Genomic DNA, 16,619 nt, shown 5'->3' on the forward strand with positions numbered 1-16,619 from the left:
CCCCCCCCCCCCCCCCCCCCCCCCCCCCCCCCCCCCCCCCCCCCCCCCCCCCCCCCCCCCCCCCCCCCCCCCGGCCGGGACTTCGGTCATTCCGACGTTGCTGCGGCTAGGCGCGGCACTTGGTTATCACCTATCCCTCGTATTGATCCGGCCCCATCGCCCAAAGCGATTGATCGTGGCCGGATGCATAGTTCCGATTGTTCAGCGCCGGATTGCGATTGACCATCGGCCGCATGAACATCGGGTGGGTGGCGCTGCGCACCTCGTGCTCGACCGTGAACAGCGGCTTGCCGCTGTCGAGATCGACGATGTCGCAGAAGCGGTACTGGTATTGATTGTCCTCGCGCGAGATCAGATCGCGCGCCAGCAGCTTGCGATAAGGGCCGGAAAAATCGGTGATGTACATCTGCACGTGGTGGCCGTCATAGTCGCCTTGCGGCTGATCGGTCTCGCGGAACAACAGATGCTGGTCGCGGCCGGTCTTCACGGCGGCAACCGTGCCGTCGCCGTTCCGCAACTCGGATGGCATGCCCATGATCTCGGGGTAGAAGGTGCAGATGCGCGCGGCAGATCCCACCGGCACGTCGAACTCGACATAGGGAATGCCGAGCGCGACGCGACCGAAGCGCGCGGCGTCGGGCTCGTAACAGCGTAGCCGGTTGCCCCACGGACAAATCGCCTCGACATGGTCGTTACGCTCGGCGAAGGCGAACGCCGTGCCCTCGAGCTTCTTCGCGACTGACGCCAATCGCGCCAGCAGCGCCTCGCGGCCTGCGATGACCAGCCCGACATGACCGCGCAGCACTTGCGGCCGGCCGCTCGGCAAATGAAACTGGCTCCGTCCGGCGTTGATCCACATGTTGGTGTCGGACACCATCAGAAAGGGATCGCGGGTGAGCCCGAGGCCTGCGACATAGAACAGCGTGGCGAGGCGCTGGTCCGGGACCTGGATGTTGACGTGCTCGAAATGGATCGCGTTGCCGAGATCTTCTTTGGATCGATCGAATTGTTGCGGCATGGACGGGGCTCTGATTGGGGAGGGAGGTCCATACTAGAGCACAATTTCCGCCAGTCGAAATGATTCGCCGATCACATCTCGAGGGTGGGGCATGGCGTCCGTTGCCACCTTGCCGCAAATGCCAATCCCTGTAAGCTGACGAACAGCACAAAGGAAAGAGATCGATGGGAGGGGTTCTGGACGGCGTCCGGGTTCTCGATTTCGGGCGCTATATCGCGGGGCCCTATTGCGCGACCTTGCTGGCCGAATTCGGCGCCGAGGTCATTCGCGTGGAAAAGCGCGACGGCAGCGAGGATCGCTTCGTGGCGCCGGTCGGCGAAAATGGCGAAGGCGCGCTGTTCCTTCAGGTCAACCGCAACAAGAAGTGCCTCACGCTCGATCCGATGAAGCAGGAAGGGCAGGAGGTGATGCGCCGGCTGGTTGCGACCGCGGACGTGGTCGTCGCCAACTTGCCGCCGCAGACATTGCGCGCGATGAAGCTCGACTACGATTCGCTCAAGGCGATCAAGCCGGACATCATCCTGACGACGGCCACCGCGTTCGGCGGGCCGGGGCCATGGTCCGACCGCGTCGGCTTCGACGGTGTCGGCCAGGTCATGTCGGGATCGGTGTACATGACGGGCGCCGGCGATCCGCCCTACCGGGCTGCGGTCAACTGGGTCGATTTCGGGACCGCGCTGCATTGCGCGTTCGGCACGCTCGCCGCGCTGATCGAGCGCGGCAAATCCGGGCGCGGGCAGATCGTCGAGGGCGCATTGCTCGCCACCGCCTTGTCCTTCACCAATGCCACGCTGATCGAGCAGGCCGTCATCAACGTCAATCGGGTGCCGACAGGCAATCTCGGCCAGACCGCGGCGCCCGCCGACATCTATCGCACGAGGGACGGCTGGGTGCTGTGCCAGGTCACGGGGCATCCGCTGTTCAAGCGCTGGGCGAAACTGATGGGTGAGGAGGAGGTCTGGCTGAACGATCCGCGCTTTACCGACGACATCAGCCGCGGCAACAACGGCCCTGTCATCAGCGAGCGGATGGCGCGCTGGTGCGCCGAGCGCACCACGCAGGAGGCCGTCGACACCTTGGGCAAGGCCATGATTCCGACCGGCCCCGTGCTGAGCCCGCAGCAGGCGCTGGATCATCCGCACATCCGCTCCGCCGGATTCATGCAGGACGTCGACTATCCCGGCTTGCCGAAGCCCGCACCGGTGGCGCGCGCCGCCGTCCGCCTGTCGGAAACGCCCGGTGAAATCGCGACGCGCCCGCCCACGCTCGGCGAGCATACCGACCTTATCCTGGGCGAGCTCGGCTACGACAAGGCCGCGATCGCGGCGCTCCGGCAGGGCGGCATCGTCTAGCGGTGAACAACGGCACCTGCACGGCGGCTTGCCGTCGTGATCGCCGCGCTTTGCGGCACGCTGAGCAATTGCTTCAACGCCTGTGCATCGGCCGGCGCCGCGCTTTTCTGGTCGTTGTCGAAATAGACATAGACGTCGCAGCCCTGCCGCTTCCAGGACTTGATGCGCCGCGCCCATTGCGCCAGCGTGGGTTTCGCATAGTGCCCGTGATAGCGCCCGCTGGGCCCGTGTCCGCGCACATAGACGAAATCCGCCGTGCGCTTCCATGGCGCCGGCGCGTCGTGATGGTCGGACAGGCACAGCGAAATGTTCTCGTCGGCCAGCATCCGCAAGATGCGCGGTTGATACCAGCTCGGATGACGGAATTCGAAACTGTAACGCCGCTTCCGCGACAGCAGCTTGAAGAAGCCGGCGAGGCGGTCCGCGTCGGCCTCGAATTGCGGCGGCAGCTGGAACAGGATCGGGCCGGCCTTGCCGCCGAGCCGTGAGATGCGATCCTCGAGCAGCTCGAGGCTGTTCACCGAGCGATCCGAGAGGCGCTTCCAATGCGTGATGAATTTCGAGGCCTTCCAGGCAAAGACGAAATCGCGGCCGGTCTGCTCCCGCCAACCCTCGACGGCCTCCGGCGTCGGGGTGCGGTAGAACACGCCGTTCAGCTCGGTGGTGTCGAACTGTCCGGCGTAGTAGCTCAGCTGCTGCTTCAGCGTCACGCCCTCGGGAAAGAACGGGCCTCGCCAGGAGGCGTAATGCCAGCCGGAAGTTCCGATCAGAACGCGCGCCATGTTTGCCGTGTCCATCCGTTGCGATTTGCCGGATGGGAACGTCCGTGCGGCCGATACGTTGCTCGTGAGCTTGATCAACGCAGGACCGGAACCGATGTACGCGCTGTTCGAAGGCAATAAGCAGATCGGCGACCCCTTTCCCACCGAGAAGGAAGTGTGGGAAGCCGCCTTGATCGAGGGGCTGGTGACCGACGTGCCGGTCGCGGACGAGGAGGGCGGCCGGCTTCTGCCTGCCGGCTATCACGTCGCGCAGGTCGAGGAGACGTTCGAGCCGAAGCCGGGCTGGAAGCTGCCGCGCGAGATCTCTTGAGCGGGCGCGTGTTCGCAGGGCGGTGAGCTTACTACGCGCAGCCAGGCTTAGCCGGATGAATGCGCAAGACCCGGTGAGTTCGTTATCGCTTGAAGCACGGCAAGACGGTCGGGCCTCAAGATGATCCGCCGCGGCGGCTGATCGCCGACTTTCGAAATTGGTCCGTCGACGAAGTAGTGGCGCACCTCGTTGAGGCCCGTTCAGCGAGGCATGACGGATTTGGATTTGCTCAGGTTCAGTTCTTCGATGCCGCTATCGCGATGTCGGGCCGAAACCCGAAAGCTCGTCGAGACCGTCACATGGTTTGCATCGAGGTTAAAATGATACTTGGCAGATCTGACGGCATTTGGCTGAATGAGCCGAAACAATGGACCGAGGAGGGCAACAGCCTTGAAGTGGTCACTGACAATGCCACCGACTTCTGGCGCGAGACTCATTACGGCTTTATCCGCGACAACGGACATTTTCTCGGGTTTCTGGCCGGGGATGCCTTCACGGCCGAGTTGCGGGTGCGAGGTAATTTCCAAGCGCTCTACGATCAAGCCGGCATCATGGTGCGCGTAGACGCTAATCGCTGGCTTAAGGCCGGAATCGAATTTGCGGACGGACGGGCCATGCTTTCGAGCGTGTTGACGGATGGGCGGTCGGACTGGGCAACAGCACCCTATGAGCACGACGCACGTGACTTCCGATTGCGGGTAACCGTTGCTCATGGCGTTCTTCGTGTGCAAGCTTCGAACGATGGCAAGGTTTGGCCTCTCATGAGGCTTGCGCCGTTTGCCAAGAAACCTTCCTATCTTGTTGGACCGATGGCTTGCACGCCGGAGCGGGCCGGGCTGGAAGTGGCTTTTTCGGAGTTTCGGATGACGGCGCCGCTCGGCAAGGACCTTCACGATCTAGAATGAGGCTGCTGGCGCGGCCGGAGGCAGCGCTGAAGTCTGAAGTCGCCCATCGCCGTCGGTTGGCGCATTGCAGCGGCAGGTGTGGAGTCGGGGTAGGGCAGAAGCCGTTGCCCGGTGCAGACCGCCGCCTTTGACCCGTCGGAAGCATGGCGGGCATCAAGTGCAGTATCATTCACGGATGCACAGTCTAGTTCGAAGCCAGCGCCGCCTTGGCGACTTCCGCCATCCAGCCCGATGCGACCGGCAGGATCGCGTCGTTGAAATCATAGCGCGGGCCGTGCAGCTCGGCGCCGTCGCGCAATTCGCCATTGCCGATCCAGACGAAGGCGCCGGGGCGCCGCGAGAGAAAGTGGGCGAAATCCTCGCCTGCCATGCTGGGCGCGAGGTCGCGCCGCAGCTCGGCCCGTACCTTGTCCGCGGCGAGGCGGGCGAGATCCGCCTCGGCCGGCGTGTTGATCACGACGCCGACGCCCATGACGATCTCGGGCGTCACCTTGACGCCGAAGCTCGTGGCAATCCCGGCGCAGATCTGTTCGATCCGCGCCACGACGGTGTCCTTCACCGCATCGCGATGGTAGCGCAGCGTGCCGCCGATCGAGACGCGTCCGGCGATTTGGTTGCGTGCCGTGCCGCCTTCGAGCGTACAGAGCGAGAGCACGGCGGTGTCGAGCGGATCGACGCTGCGCGAGACGATCGATTGCAGCGCCACGATCAAATGGCCGGCCGCCATCACCGGATCGCGCGTCAAATGCGGCATGCCGGCGTGACCGGCATGGCCATCGATGGTGATGGTGATGCGCCCGCCGGAGGCCATGACGACGCCGTCATGGACCGCGATGGTGCCGGCGGCAAGCCCCGGCCAGTTGTGAAAACCGAACACCCGCTCCATTGGAAAGCGCTCGAACAGCCCGGCCGCGACCATCGCACGCGAGCCGCCATAACCTTCCTCGGCCGGCTGGAAGATGAAATCAACCGTCCCGCTCCAGCTGGTGTCGGCGGCGAGCAGCGCGGCGGCGCCGAGCAGCGAAGCGGTATGTCCGTCATGGCCGCAGGCATGCATCACACCGGGATTTTGCGAAGCGTAAGCTAGCCCCGTATCTTCGGTGATCGGCAGCGCATCCATGTCGGCGCGCAGGCCGACGCGGCCCTGTGCAGCCCCTCGCGTGAGGGTCGCGACGATACCGTGGCCGCCGATGCCTGACACGAAGGGAATGCCGAGCTCGGTGAGCTTGTCTTGCACGAAAGCGGCGGTGGCTTTCTCCTGGAGGGACAGTTCGGGATGCGCATGCAAATGCCGGCGCCACGCCGTCAGTTTCTGGTGCAGCTCGGGGGTCAAGGCGGGAATCTCTCGGCTTGTGTGTCGGCATCGACACCATAGCCGAATAACCGCAGCTTGCATCAAGCGTCAGCGAATGCCTCGCGTGCAGCAACGCGTTAGTGATTGCCGGGGCAGACCGACTGCGCTCCACTTCACCTCTCCCGCTTGCGGGAGAGGCCGGGAGAGGGCTCGATCGTCATTGGGGATCTCACTGCGGAGACACCCTCTCCCCAATCCTCTCCCGCAAGCGGGAGAGGGGGCGCACTCGCGCTCGTGGCTCCGCGCTACGCCGACAGCTTCGCCAGCCCGTCCCAATCGAAGCTGATGCCGTGGCCGATCCGGTCCGGCGCGAGCGCAAGCCCGTCCTCAAGCACCAGCGGATGCTCGATATATTTGTCGAGCCCAAAACCGTGCGCCTCCAGATACGACCGGTTCGGGCAGGCTGCGAGCAGGTGCACGGTGATGTCGTGCGCGCCGTGGCTGGTGACGGGCAGGTTGAACGCTTCCGCCAGCCGCGCGATCTTCATGAAGGCGGAGACGCCACCGCAATTGGTGACGTCAGGCTCGGGATAGGACACCGCGCCCGCGACGATGTAGTTCTTGAACTCCCACAGCGAGCGCAAATTTTCGCCCGCCGCGATCGGCACGCCACCGGCCTGCATGATGCGGGTGTGGCCCGCGACATCGTCGGGGATAACAGGCTCCTCGAGCCAGGTGAGGTCGTAGGGTTGGAACGCGCGGGCGGCGCGGATCGCGTCCTCGACCGTCCATTTCATGTTGGCATCCACCATCAGCGGAAAGCCGTCGCCGAGATGCTGCCGCATCGCCGCGACCCGGGCGACATCCGATTTCAGATCGGGGCGGCCTGCCTTCATCTTGATCGCGCGAAAACCCTTGGCGAGATTGCCGTCGGTCTGCTTCAGCAGCGCCTCGACCGAAAGATCGAGGTCGATGCCGCCGGCATAGCAGGGCACGCGCGCATCGAAGCCGCCGAGCAATCGATACAGCGGCAATTTCGCGCGCCGCGCCTTCAAATCCCACAGCGCGATATCGAGCGCCGAGAGCGCCAGCACGGCCGGTCCGCCGCGGCCGCCATAATGCAGGCCCCACCAGACCTGATGCCAGATCGCTTCGGTATCATCGGCCTCGCGTCCTTCGACCAGCGGCGGGATCTCGCGCTTGAGGATGTCGGCGACGGCGCCGCCATTGCGCCCGACCGTGTAGGTGTAGCCGACGCCCTCGGCGCCATCGGCATCGCGGATGCGGCAGGTGATCAGCTCGAATGCCGCGATGTCGCCATGGGTCGAGTCGGAGAGCATGACGGGGAGGGGGATCCGGTAGAATCCGGTCTCGATGGTCGAAATGCGCGGCATGCAGCCTCCCTTATTTTTTTCTTGTAGGATGGGTAGAGCGCAGCGAAACCCATCATCGTCATCTTCGCAAGTAGCGATGGGTTTCGCTGCGCTCTACCCATCCTACGAAGTTAGCTCACCGCATCGTTGCGAGCTGCACGGCCAGCGCGCAGGCGCGATCGTATTCGTCGAGATTGATCCACTCGTCGATGGTGTGCGCCTCGTTCTGGCCGGCGCCGAAGGTCACGGTCGGAACGCCGTGGCGGACCATCCAGTTGGCATCGAGGCCGCCATTGGCGGTGCGCACGTTCGGGGTGCCGCCGATGGCGGACACGGCCTCGACCGCGCGTTTGACGACGGGAAGGTTGTCCTTCATGCGGAACGGGAAATAATCGGTCTCGGCCTTGAACTTGACCTTGCCGGACTTGCCTTGCGCATTGGTGACTCTCTTGGCGGCCTTCTCGAACGCGGCTTTGTAGGCTTTCGTGATCTCCTTGAAGAACTTTCCGTCGTGGCTGCGGCTTTCGCCGCGCACATGCACGTAGTCGGTGACGACATTGGTGGCGTCGCCCGCAGGCCGCCCCTCGCCGCCGGTGACGGGGCCGACATTGCTGGTGCCTTGCTGCTTGCGCTTGACCACCTTGCCGAACCAGCCGCCGGCCTTCACGTCGGCGAGCGCGAGGGCCATGATCATGGTCGATGAAATGCCGCGCTCCGGCGCGACGCCGGCATGCGAGGCGCGGCCGAAGATCTCGACGGTCCAGCGGTCGGCACCCACAGCGCCGATGACGACGTTGGAGGCCGAGCCGCCGTCATAGTTGAACGCCATCACCGGCGAGCCGAGCTCGTCGAGATTGACGTGGCGCGCGCCGTAGAGCCCGCTCTCCTCGCGCACGCAGAACAGCAACGTGATCGGCGGATGATCGAGCTGCTGCTTCTCGAGCTCGGCCGCCAGCGTCACCAGCACGCCGCAGCCGCAGCGATTGTCGCCGCCGAGTGCGGTCTTGGCCTCGTTGACGATCTTGCGACCCGACTTCTTCGGCCTGGCGCCGGCGCAGAGCGGTACGGTGTCCATGTGGGTCATGAACATGATGCGCGGCTGGTTGTGCAGCGCGCCGCGGCCGGGCAGATCGACGATGAGGTTGCCGGTCTCGGTCGGCACCGGAATGCGCGTATTGGCGTCATCGAGCCGGATCGCCTTCGCCGGTACGCCGCTTTCCTTCAGCGCAGCCGTGAGCTCACGCCCGATCGCCGCCTCCTGTCCGGTGACGCCCTCGACGGCGAGAAAGCGCATGAGGCGGTCGGTGGCGGCTTTGGTGTCGACAGGCATGAGATGTCCCTTTGATGCACGGTGCCTGCCAGCATCCCCTGCGGCAACTTGTTTCGCAAGGCGGCCTCAACGCATGAACTGTGGCGCCGCGTTGCTGTGCGCGCATGGTCCCAGAACCAACCGCTATTCCCGTCCGATCAGTCGTGCACGATGGCCGTCGCCTCTATTTCGACACGAGCCCGGGCGGGGGTTAAAGCGGCTACCTGAACGAGCGTGCTTGCCGGACGCGTCGCCCCGAATGTTTCGCGATGGGCGCGGGCGACTTGGTGTGTGTCCGCCATATCGAGAACGTAGACGACTGTTCTCACCACGTGCCGCAGCTCCGCTCCAGCATCTGCAAGCGCCTCGGCGACTATCGCGATTGCGCCCAGCATCTGTATGTACGCATCCCCTTCGAGTGCTGGAGGACGAGCCGTCGTTCCGGAGACGAAGACATGGTCCCCGACACGGACGGCACGCGCATAGCCGTAGCTGTCCTCAAAAGGATAGCCGGACATGACGCTTTTCCTGATCAAAACGATTTCCCACGTCTGCATCTACGACATCAGCACGCCTTCCGCACCGGATGTCTGCGAATTGACATCCTCCTGCCGGGACTTCGCCGGCTACATCTGCCGGGCCGCCCCGGAGACCCGGATGCTCGCGCCGGGTTCGGCGCTGATCTCGGCACGCAGCCGCGACGGCACGCCCATGTCCTCGCCCTGACCGATATCAATCGTGCCGCCATGAGGCCAGCCAAGGTCCCGCAGATATCCGGCGAGGGCCGCGGCCGCGGCGCCTGTCGCGGCATCCTCGTAGACCCCGCCGGCTGCGAATGGATTGCGGGCGTGGAACAGCGTGTCGGTCTCGGCATGGACGAGGCTGATGGTGACGAGGCCGGCTGCAGTCATCAACTGCCGCCCTTGCTCCAAGTCATAATGCATCGCGGCCAGCTTCTGCCGGCTCGCCAGGGCCAGGACGAGATGCCGGGCGCCGGCCTCGGCGATCGCGGGAGGTAGGCGCGGGTCGAGATCGGCAACGCTGTACGAAAACAGGCCCAGCGCGGCCGCGACCAGTGCGTCGGGCGCCTGCGCGCTGCGCGTGCGCGGCGATTGCAGCGCCGCCATCAGTGCGGACTGCTTCCGCCAGCCTGTCACCGTGATCGCTGTGTCGTTGAGCTGGAGCGCGAAGGTGCCTTCGCCATGGGCAAGGGCGAGCGCGGCCCCGAGCGCGATCGTTGCATGGCCGCAGAACGGCACCTCGATCTCGGGGGCGAAGTAGCGTACCCGCCAGCCATCCTGGTTTGGCGCGGCGAAGACCGTCTCCGAATACCCGACCTCCGCCGCGATCGCCAGCATCCGGTCGGCCGGAGGCAGCGCGTCGCAGAGTACGACCCCGGCAGGGTTGCCCCCGTTCTCTCCTTGCGAAAAAGCGGCGATCCGCTGCACGTCCATTCGTCCCTCCAGAAGACCAGGAACTCCGAGCCTACCGGTTTTGGACGGTCCGCGTATAGGCCAGAAAGATGAGCGTACCGAACAGAAGCATGGCTGCCATGAACAACAGCACCGCCGGCAGTCCCGCGAACGCGGCCACCGCGCCGGTGATCGACTGCATCAGCGCCGCGCCGAGGAAGAAGGCGAGATTGATCGCCGCGAGCGCCTTGCCTGCCACTTGCGCATCGACGAGCTGCCGCGACATGCCGAACAGCAGCGGCTGTGCCGAGGTCGCCAAGCCAATGAGCACGAACAGTACGAGGTCGTATTGCGGCGGCATCACGGGAAGGCTGAGCAGCTTCGAGACGGCATAATGCGGCGCCCCTAGTGCCATCAGCGCCAGCAGCAATGCGCCGGCCAGGTGTGTTCCCGCCACCAGCGCGCGGCGGCGTCCGAGCCTGCGGTCGATCATGCCGACGAGAAGCGGACCTGCAATCATCGCCAGCGTGAACGCGCCGAGCTGGTTGCCGGCCTCGACCCGCGACAATCCCTTGACCTGCATCAGCCACGGCCCGCCCCACAGGCCGCGCAGCACCAGCGAGGTCGCAAGCGACACCAGCGCCAGCGCGATCAGGCCGCGCAAGGGCCGCGACAATCCGAGCCTGAGCACCTCGATCATCTGCGACAGCGGCGAGGATTCGTCCTTGTGCTCGGCCGGCTGGTTCGGCACCAGCAGGAACACCGCGAGCGCCACGGCGACGCCGCCGAGCGCCGAGATCCAGAACCCGGCGCGCCAGCCGTAGGTGTCGACCACGAAGGCGAGCGGGCTCGACGACAACAGCATGCCGATATTGCCGATCGAGAGGATCGCGCCCGACCACAGCCCGAAGCGCGCAGCCGACAATTGCTTGGCAGCCAATGTCATCGGGCACATCAGCATGCCGGAGGTGGCAACGCCCAGCAGCACCTGACCGACCGCGAAGCTTTCGGGGCCCGTCGCGAACCCCGACGCGATAGCGCCGACCACGGTTCCCGCGAGCAGGCTCAGCGACACCGGCCGCACGCCAAAGCGGTCCATCGCCGCACCGACCGGGATCTGCGCGGCCGCAAACGCGAACGGGTAGACCGAGGTGAGGCTCGCCAGCGCCTGCGGTTCGATGCCGAAATCCGCCGCCATCAAATCGAGGCTGACCGCCGGAATGGTGCGCAGTAAGGTCGAGAGCATGTGCCCGCAGGCCAGCGCAAGCAGCGCAAAGATCAGCGCGCGGGTGGCTCCCGCGTCGTTGGTGGCGGCGGTGGTCATGGGCGTTGCGTCCCGAGAAGGTTTCGGGTGGGGTTACATGATTGACGGGTGCGTGCCAACATCGGGAACGCCATGGCCGCAATGTCATGGATGCACAAGGCAAGTGACATCATGTATCTCGGCATCGACCTCGGCACCTCTGCCGTCAAAACCGTTCTGGTCGACGACGCGCAGCGCGTGGTGGCGAGCCGCAGCCGGTCGCTGACGGTCTCTTCGCCGCGTTCCGGCCATTGCGAGCAGGACCCGGCGCAGTGGATCGAGGCCACATTTGCGACGCTGGACGCGCTGAAGGCAGATCACGCGCGCGAACTGGCCGCGGTCGAGGGCATCGGCCTGTCCGGCCAGATGCACGGCGCGACGCTGCTCGACGCCGGTCACACGCCGTTGCGGCCCTGCATTCTCTGGAATGACGGACGGTCGTTTGCGGAATGCGCCGAGCTGGAGCGGCGCTGGCCCGCCTTGCGAATGACGACAGGCAACAAGGCGATGCCGGGATTCACGGCGCCAAAATTGCTGTGGGTCGCGAGGCACGAACCGGAGATCTTCGCGGCGACAACACTCGTGCTGCAACCCAAGGCCTATCTGCGCCTGGTGCTGACGGGCGAGGCGATTGAGGATGTCTCGGACGCCTCGGGTTCGCTGTGGCTCGACGTTGTCAGCCGCGATTGGTCGGATGAGGGGCTCGCCGCGACCGCGCTGTCGCGCCGGCGGATGCCGCGTCTGGTCGAGGGCTGCGCGCCGGCGGCACGGCTGCAGAGCGAGTTGGCGCAGCGCTGGGGCATGACCGGGCGGCCGATGGTCGCCGGCGGGGCCGGCGACAATCCGGCGGGAGCCGTCGGCATCGGCGCCATCAATCCCGGCGCAGCCTTCATTTCGCTCGGAACCTCCGGCGCATTGCTGGTGCCCACCGAGACGATCGCGGCCAATCCGGAGCGGGTCGTGCACACGTTCTGTCACGCCGTCCCCGACAGGTGGATACAAGCCGGCGCGATCCTCTCGGCGGCCTCGTGCCTGGCCTGGATCGCGCGGCTGTTGGGGACTTCCGAGGCCGACCTGCTGGCGCCGCTCGGGTGCCGCCCGCGGGCGCCGTCGCAGGTCAGCTTCCTGCCGTACCTCTCCGGCGAACGCACCCCGCACGATGATCCGGATGTGCGCGGCATGCTCGACGGGCTCAGTCACGCCACCGATCGTGATGCGATCGTGCAAGCCGTGCTCGAAGGCGTCGCCTTCGCGCTGGCGGATTGCCGGGACGTCCTTGCCGAGACCGGATTGGCGATCGCGGAGGCGGATGTCATCGGCGGCGGCTCGCGGTCGCGGTTCTGGCTTGCAGTGCTGGCCAATGTCCTGAACATCCCCATGCATCGCTTTGCCGACGGCGAGACGGGCGCGGCGTTTGGTGCGGCGCGGCTTGGCCGCCTCGCCGTCACCGGGGAGGCGATTGATGCCGTCTGCACTGCACCACGGCGCGTCGAGACCTTCGAGCCTGAGCCCGCGCTTGCGCAGGCCTATGCCGAGCGGCTTCCGCAATGGCGCCGCCTGTACCGGCCGCGACGCTGATCGCGATACGCGATGATGTGGCGAAGAAAAGGCATCACGCGCGGGATCGGTTCCGTCTGCAAAAGATAAAAGCAGCGCCGGACCGTTCGTCGGCATGCGTGAGGTATTGCCCTGCGCCACAACCTTTTGTTTAATGCTTGCACCCGCGCCGGGGACCAACGAGACGCGGGTGAGATTGCGATGCCGCCGTCGGCGCATGGGGGAGGTGTGATGAGCGAGCCCATCCTCGAGATGCGCCGGGTCTCTAAATCGTTTTTCAGCATCAAGGCGCTGCGCGACGTCGACCTCACCGTCTACGCGGGCGAGATCCACGCTTTGATGGGCGAGAACGGCGCCGGCAAATCCACCCTGATGAAGATCCTGTCGGGCGCCTACCGGCCGGACCCGGGCAGCGAAATCCGCATCGACGGCCAGCCCGTGCAGATCAGCGGTCCGCTCGGCGGCCGCGCGGCCGGCATCGCGATCATCTATCAGGAACTCTCGCTCGCCCCCAATCTGAGCGTCGCGGAGAACATCTATCTCGGTCGCGAGGTCTCCCGCGGCGGCTTGCTGGCGCGCGAGGCGATGCAGGCCGGCGTCGGTCCGATCCTGGCGCGGCTCGGCGCGGATTTCACGCCGCAGACGCAGGTCGCCAATCTCTCGATGGGCCAGCGCCAACTGGTCGAGATCGCGCGCGCGCTGCACGCCCGCTCCAGGATCCTGATCATGGACGAGCCGACCACCGCGCTGTCGGCCGGTGAGAGCGAAAGGTTGTTCGCGCTGATCCGCCAGCTGCGTGCCGAAGGGCTCGCCATCATCTACATCTCGCATCGCATGGACGAGGTCTATGCGCTCGGCGACCGCGTCACGGTGCTGCGTGACGGTACGCTGGTCGGTTCGCTCGACAAGGGCGACATCCGCGCCGACACCATCGTCCGGATGATGGTGGGTCGCGACGTCTCCTCCTTCTACAAGAAGGAGCATGATCCCAGGAATGATGCGCGGTCGGGAGCTCCCGTGCTCGCGGCCGTCGACATCGCCGACGGCAGGCGCGTCAAGGGATGTTCGCTGACGGTGCATGCGGGCGAGGTCGTCGGCCTTGCCGGCCTGGTCGGCGCCGGCCGCACCGAGCTTGCGCACCTCATCATCGGCGCCGCGCCGATGGTCTCCGGTCATGTCGAGATCGAGGGGCGCACGGTCTCGATCCGCACGCCCGGTGAGGCGCTGGATGCCGGCATTGCCTATCTCACCGAGGACAGGAAGGCGCTCGGCCTGTTCCTCGACATGTCCTGCCTCGACAACATCAATCTCGCGGTGCTCGGCCGGGATGCGAAATTCGGCGGCATCCTCGACCGCGACAAGGCCCGCGACCGCGCCAAACGCGCGTTTGCGGGGCTCGGCATCCGTGCTGCGAATGTCGCTGTTCCCGCCGGCGGGCTCTCCGGCGGCAACCAGCAGAAAGTGCTGCTGTCGCGGCTGCTCGCGATCGGCCCGAAGATCCTGATCCTCGACGAGCCGACGCGCGGCGTCGACGTCGGCGCCAAGTCCGAGATCTATTCGATCATCGACAATCTCGCGAAGTCAGGCACCGCGGTTCTCGTCATCTCGTCCGACCTGCCCGAGATCATCGGCATCTGCGACCGCGTCATCGTGATGCGCGCGGGACATATCGCCGGGCAGATCCGGCGCAACGCGACATCGCCGCTCAGCCAGGAGGACATCATGGCCCTCGCCACCGGAACGGAGCACCTCGATGCCTGAGAACGGCGCTTCCTCCAGCACCGCCCCCGCCAAAGCCGTCCCCGTCGCGCCCGGTCTTGCCGCCGCGCAGGAGACGAAGCGGCAGCGGACGCGGATGATCATTCGCGCGGTCGGCATGCTGCCGGTGCTGCTGCTGCTGTGCATCGGTTTTCACGTGCTGTCGGACGGCCGCTTCTTCACCGGCCAGAACATCGGCATCGTGGTGCAGCAGTCCGCGGTCAATACCGTACTGGCAGCAGGCATGACCTTCGTCATCCTCACTGGCGGCATCGACCTGTCGGTCGGCTCCATCCTGGCGGCGTCGGCGATGGCCGGGCTGATCATCTCCAAATTCCCCGATCTCGGGGCGCTGTGGTTGCCGGCCGCGGTGCTCACCGGCGCCGTCTTCGGCATTCTCAATGGCGGCTTGATCGCGCTGTTGCGCCTGCCGCCCTTCATCGTCACCCTGGGGTCGTTGACCGCCGTGCGCGGCGCGGCGCGTCTGCTCGGCGCCGACACCACGGTGTTCAATCCGTCGATCCCCTATGCCTTCATCGGCAACGGCGCTTTGACGCTCATTCCGGGCGTCGTATCGATTCCCTGGCTCTGGGTGATCGCGTTGCTGGTCATCCTGGTGTCGTGGCTGGTGCTCAAGCGCACCGTGCTCGGGGTCCATATCTACGCGGTCGGCGGCAACGAGAGCGCCGCGCGGCTCGCCGGCATCAAGGTCTGGGCCGTGCTGATCTTCGTCTATGGCGTGTCCGGCCTGCTCGCGGGGCTCGGCGGCGCGATGCAGGCGGCGCGCCTTTACGCCGCCAATGGCCTGCAGCTCGGCCAGTCCTACGAGCTCGACGCCATCACCGCCGTGATCCTGGGCGGCACCTCCTTCGTCGGCGGCATCGGCTCGATCTGGGGAACGCTGGTCGGCGCGCTGATCATTGCTGTGTTGTCGAACGGCCTGATCCTGATCGGCGTATCCGACGTCTGGCAATACGTGATCAAGGGCCTGGTGATCATCGGCGCGGTCGCGCTGGACCGCTATCGGCTGCAGGGCTCGGCCCGCACGTGAGCGCGGAAAAAATGCAGCGGGCGCTGCGCCGTCATGTTCATTTCGTCACGGCAACTGGTCGCCGTGCCGGAGCTTCAAACGGACCAGGGAGGAAGCCAATGTTGAAGTCGATCTCGTTTGCCGGCGCCGCGATGGCGCTCGTCCTGAGCTCCGCGCCGTCCTTTGCGAAGGAGCTCAAGTCGATCGGCGTTTCGCTGGGCTCGCTCGGCAATCCGTTCTTTGTCGCGTTGTCGAAGGGCGCCGAGTTCGAGGCCAAGAAGACCAACCCCAACGTCAAGATCACCACCGTCGGCTTCGAATATGACCTCGGCAAGCAGGTCACCCAGATCGACAATTTCATCGCCGCCGGCGTCGACCTGATCCTGCTCAACCCCGGCGATCCCAAGGCGGTCGGCCCGGCGATCAAGAAGGCGCAGGCCGCCGGCATCGTCGTCGTTGCCGTCGACACCGCGGCCGAAGGCGCCGACGCCACGGTGACCACCAACAACGTCCAGGCCGGCGAGATCTCCTGCCAGTACATCGTCGACAAGCTGGGAGGCAAAGGCGACGTCATCATCGAGAACGGCCCGCAGGTCTCCGCGGTGATCGACCGCGTCGTCGGCTGCAAGAACGTGTTCGGCAAGAACCCCGGCATCAAAGTCCTGTCCAACGACCAGGACGGCAAGGGCTCGCGCGAAGGCGGCCTCACGGTGGCGCAGGGCTATCTGACCCGCTTCGCCAAGATCGACGCCATCTTCGCCATCAACGATCCGCAGGCGATCGGCACCGACCTTGCGGCGCGCCAGCAGCAGCGCACCGGCATCATCATCACCGCGGTCGACGGCGCACCCGATATCGAAGCAGCCCTGAAGGACCCGCAGGCGCAGCAGATCCAGGCCTCCGCCTCGCAGGACCCGTTCTTCATGGCCCGCCGCGCCGTGCAGGTCGGCGTCAACATCCTCAACGGCCAGAAGCCGGCGTCCACGGTCGAGCTGCTGCCGTCGAAACTCGTGACGCGCGACAATGTCGGCGAGTACAAGGGCTGGACCTCGGACCGGTCGCAGTAGCGGGCGCGAGACGGCCGGCGCCGGATGTGGCGCTGGCCGGCTTGCGTGGCGTGGTGCTAGCTCGGCATGCAGCGTTTGACCGGGGCTGGGTCGACCGCGCTCTCGTTAGGCTCATGATCTTGAGGTCGCAGGTTCAATCCTGTCCCTAA

15 protein-coding genes are annotated in these 16,619 nt (G+C 65.8%); 7 read left to right on the forward strand and 8 right to left on the reverse strand.

Going from position 1 to position 16,619, the window contains the following annotated elements; translation table 11 throughout:
• Positions 1–130: 130 nt before the first annotated feature.
• Positions 131–1,018: a VOC family protein gene (locus AC0L30_RS00005; protein ID WP_007594178.1), complete on the reverse strand. Its 888-nt coding sequence runs from the start codon at positions 1,016–1,018 to the stop codon at positions 131–133.
• A gap of 164 nt (positions 1,019–1,182) precedes the next feature.
• Here AC0L30_RS00005 and AC0L30_RS00010 point away from each other — a divergent pair, with 164 nt between their 5' ends.
• The gene (locus AC0L30_RS00010) at positions 1,183–2,370 is read left to right on the forward strand and encodes a CaiB/BaiF CoA transferase family protein (protein ID WP_473403610.1); all 1,188 of its coding nucleotides are present in this window, start codon (positions 1,183–1,185) and stop codon (positions 2,368–2,370) included.
• Here the strand turns inward: AC0L30_RS00010 and AC0L30_RS00015 are convergent.
• On the reverse strand, positions 2,367–3,152 hold the full coding sequence (locus AC0L30_RS00015) for a DUF72 domain-containing protein (protein WP_007594176.1): 786 nt from the start codon (positions 3,150–3,152) through the stop codon (positions 2,367–2,369). The two genes, AC0L30_RS00010 and AC0L30_RS00015, sit on opposite strands and share 4 nt — an antisense overlap.
• A gap of 94 nt (positions 3,153–3,246) precedes the next feature.
• Here AC0L30_RS00015 and AC0L30_RS00020 point away from each other — a divergent pair, with 94 nt between their 5' ends.
• A complete protein-coding gene (locus AC0L30_RS00020) occupies positions 3,247–3,462 on the forward strand; it encodes a hypothetical protein (protein WP_007594172.1) in 216 nt (71 codons plus the stop codon).
• A gap of 320 nt (positions 3,463–3,782) precedes the next feature.
• Positions 3,783–4,367: a DUF1349 domain-containing protein gene (locus AC0L30_RS00025; RefSeq protein WP_007594171.1), complete on the forward strand. Its 585-nt coding sequence runs from the start codon at positions 3,783–3,785 to the stop codon at positions 4,365–4,367.
• A gap of 184 nt (positions 4,368–4,551) precedes the next feature.
• On the opposite strand, the gene AC0L30_RS00030 is transcribed toward AC0L30_RS00025, so the two are convergent.
• The 6 genes from AC0L30_RS00030 to AC0L30_RS00055 all read right to left on the reverse strand — a co-directional run bounded on the left by AC0L30_RS00030 (position 4,552) and on the right by AC0L30_RS00055 (position 11,079).
• Entirely contained in the window at positions 4,552–5,700 is a 1,149-nt protein-coding gene (locus tag AC0L30_RS00030; RefSeq protein WP_473403611.1) for an amidohydrolase, read from the reverse strand.
• Positions 5,701–5,966: 266 nt separating this feature from the next.
• Positions 5,967–7,055, reverse strand: a complete 1,089-nt coding sequence (locus AC0L30_RS00035) for a mandelate racemase/muconate lactonizing enzyme family protein (protein ID WP_007594167.1) — start codon at positions 7,053–7,055, stop codon at positions 5,967–5,969.
• A 115-nt stretch (positions 7,056–7,170) separates the two neighbouring features.
• Complete coding sequence (locus AC0L30_RS00040; protein ID WP_007594165.1) at positions 7,171–8,364, reverse strand: M20/M25/M40 family metallo-hydrolase; 1,194 nt, start codon at positions 8,362–8,364, stop codon at positions 7,171–7,173.
• A 137-nt stretch (positions 8,365–8,501) separates the two neighbouring features.
• A complete protein-coding gene (locus tag AC0L30_RS00045) occupies positions 8,502–8,900 on the reverse strand; it encodes a Rid family hydrolase (protein ID WP_354127298.1) in 399 nt (132 codons plus the stop codon).
• A gap of 69 nt (positions 8,901–8,969) precedes the next feature.
• The gene (locus AC0L30_RS00050; protein WP_007594159.1) at positions 8,970–9,797 is read right to left on the reverse strand and encodes a PhzF family phenazine biosynthesis protein; all 828 of its coding nucleotides are present in this window, start codon (positions 9,795–9,797) and stop codon (positions 8,970–8,972) included.
• 31 nt (positions 9,798–9,828) lie between these two features.
• Positions 9,829–11,079 carry an MFS transporter gene (locus tag AC0L30_RS00055; RefSeq protein ID WP_007594157.1) on the reverse strand — a complete coding sequence of 417 codons (1,251 nt, stop codon included), beginning with the start codon at positions 11,077–11,079 and terminating at the stop codon, positions 9,829–9,831.
• A 111-nt stretch (positions 11,080–11,190) separates the two neighbouring features.
• Here AC0L30_RS00055 and xylB point away from each other — a divergent pair, with 111 nt between their 5' ends.
• The 4 genes from xylB (at position 11,191) to AC0L30_RS00075 (ending at position 16,470) form a co-directional block, all read left to right on the forward strand.
• Positions 11,191–12,636 (forward strand): xylulokinase, encoded by a 1,446-nt coding sequence (gene xylB, locus AC0L30_RS00060; RefSeq protein WP_035995078.1) that lies wholly within the window; start codon positions 11,191–11,193, stop codon positions 12,634–12,636.
• Between the two features lie 210 nt (positions 12,637–12,846).
• The gene (locus AC0L30_RS00065) at positions 12,847–14,376 is read left to right on the forward strand and encodes a sugar ABC transporter ATP-binding protein (RefSeq protein ID WP_007594148.1); all 1,530 of its coding nucleotides are present in this window, start codon (positions 12,847–12,849) and stop codon (positions 14,374–14,376) included.
• Positions 14,369–15,424 carry an ABC transporter permease subunit gene (locus tag AC0L30_RS00070; protein ID WP_007594142.1) on the forward strand — a complete coding sequence of 352 codons (1,056 nt, stop codon included), beginning with the start codon at positions 14,369–14,371 and terminating at the stop codon, positions 15,422–15,424. Before AC0L30_RS00065 ends, AC0L30_RS00070 begins: the two co-directional genes overlap by 8 nt.
• Positions 15,425–15,522: 98 nt before the next feature.
• On the forward strand, positions 15,523–16,470 hold the full coding sequence (locus AC0L30_RS00075) for an ABC transporter substrate-binding protein (RefSeq protein ID WP_007594140.1): 948 nt from the start codon (positions 15,523–15,525) through the stop codon (positions 16,468–16,470).
• Positions 16,471–16,619 lie beyond the last annotated feature (149 nt).

Source organism: Bradyrhizobium sp. MI1.11, from assembly GCF_055811255.1.

Bases quoted from the DNA above. Each gene is read 5' to 3' on its own strand.
- AC0L30_RS00005 (WP_007594178.1), bottom strand. From the start codon at position 1,018: ATGCCGCAACAATTCGATCGATCCAAAGAAGATCTCGGCAACGCGATC.
- AC0L30_RS00010 (WP_473403610.1), top strand. From the start codon at position 1,183: ATGGGAGGGGTTCTGGACGGCGTCCGGGTTCTCGATTTCGGGCGCTAT.
- AC0L30_RS00015 (WP_007594176.1), bottom strand. From the start codon at position 3,152: ATGGCGCGCGTTCTGATCGGAACTTCCGGCTGGCATTACGCCTCCTGG.
- AC0L30_RS00020 (WP_007594172.1), top strand. From the start codon at position 3,247: ATGTACGCGCTGTTCGAAGGCAATAAGCAGATCGGCGACCCCTTTCCC.
- AC0L30_RS00025 (WP_007594171.1), top strand. From the start codon at position 3,783: ATGATACTTGGCAGATCTGACGGCATTTGGCTGAATGAGCCGAAACAA.
- AC0L30_RS00035 (WP_007594167.1), bottom strand. From the start codon at position 7,055: ATGCCGCGCATTTCGACCATCGAGACCGGATTCTACCGGATCCCCCTC.
- AC0L30_RS00040 (WP_007594165.1), bottom strand. From the start codon at position 8,364: ATGCCTGTCGACACCAAAGCCGCCACCGACCGCCTCATGCGCTTTCTC.
- AC0L30_RS00045 (WP_354127298.1), bottom strand. From the start codon at position 8,900: ATGCAGACGTGGGAAATCGTTTTGATCAGGAAAAGCGTCATGTCCGGC.
- AC0L30_RS00050 (WP_007594159.1), bottom strand. From the start codon at position 9,797: ATGGACGTGCAGCGGATCGCCGCTTTTTCGCAAGGAGAGAACGGGGGC.
- AC0L30_RS00055 (WP_007594157.1), bottom strand. From the start codon at position 11,079: ATGACCACCGCCGCCACCAACGACGCGGGAGCCACCCGCGCGCTGATC.
- xylB (WP_035995078.1), top strand. From the start codon at position 11,191: ATGTATCTCGGCATCGACCTCGGCACCTCTGCCGTCAAAACCGTTCTG.
- AC0L30_RS00065 (WP_007594148.1), top strand. From the start codon at position 12,847: ATGAGCGAGCCCATCCTCGAGATGCGCCGGGTCTCTAAATCGTTTTTC.
- AC0L30_RS00070 (WP_007594142.1), top strand. From the start codon at position 14,369: ATGCCTGAGAACGGCGCTTCCTCCAGCACCGCCCCCGCCAAAGCCGTC.
- AC0L30_RS00075 (WP_007594140.1), top strand. From the start codon at position 15,523: ATGTTGAAGTCGATCTCGTTTGCCGGCGCCGCGATGGCGCTCGTCCTG.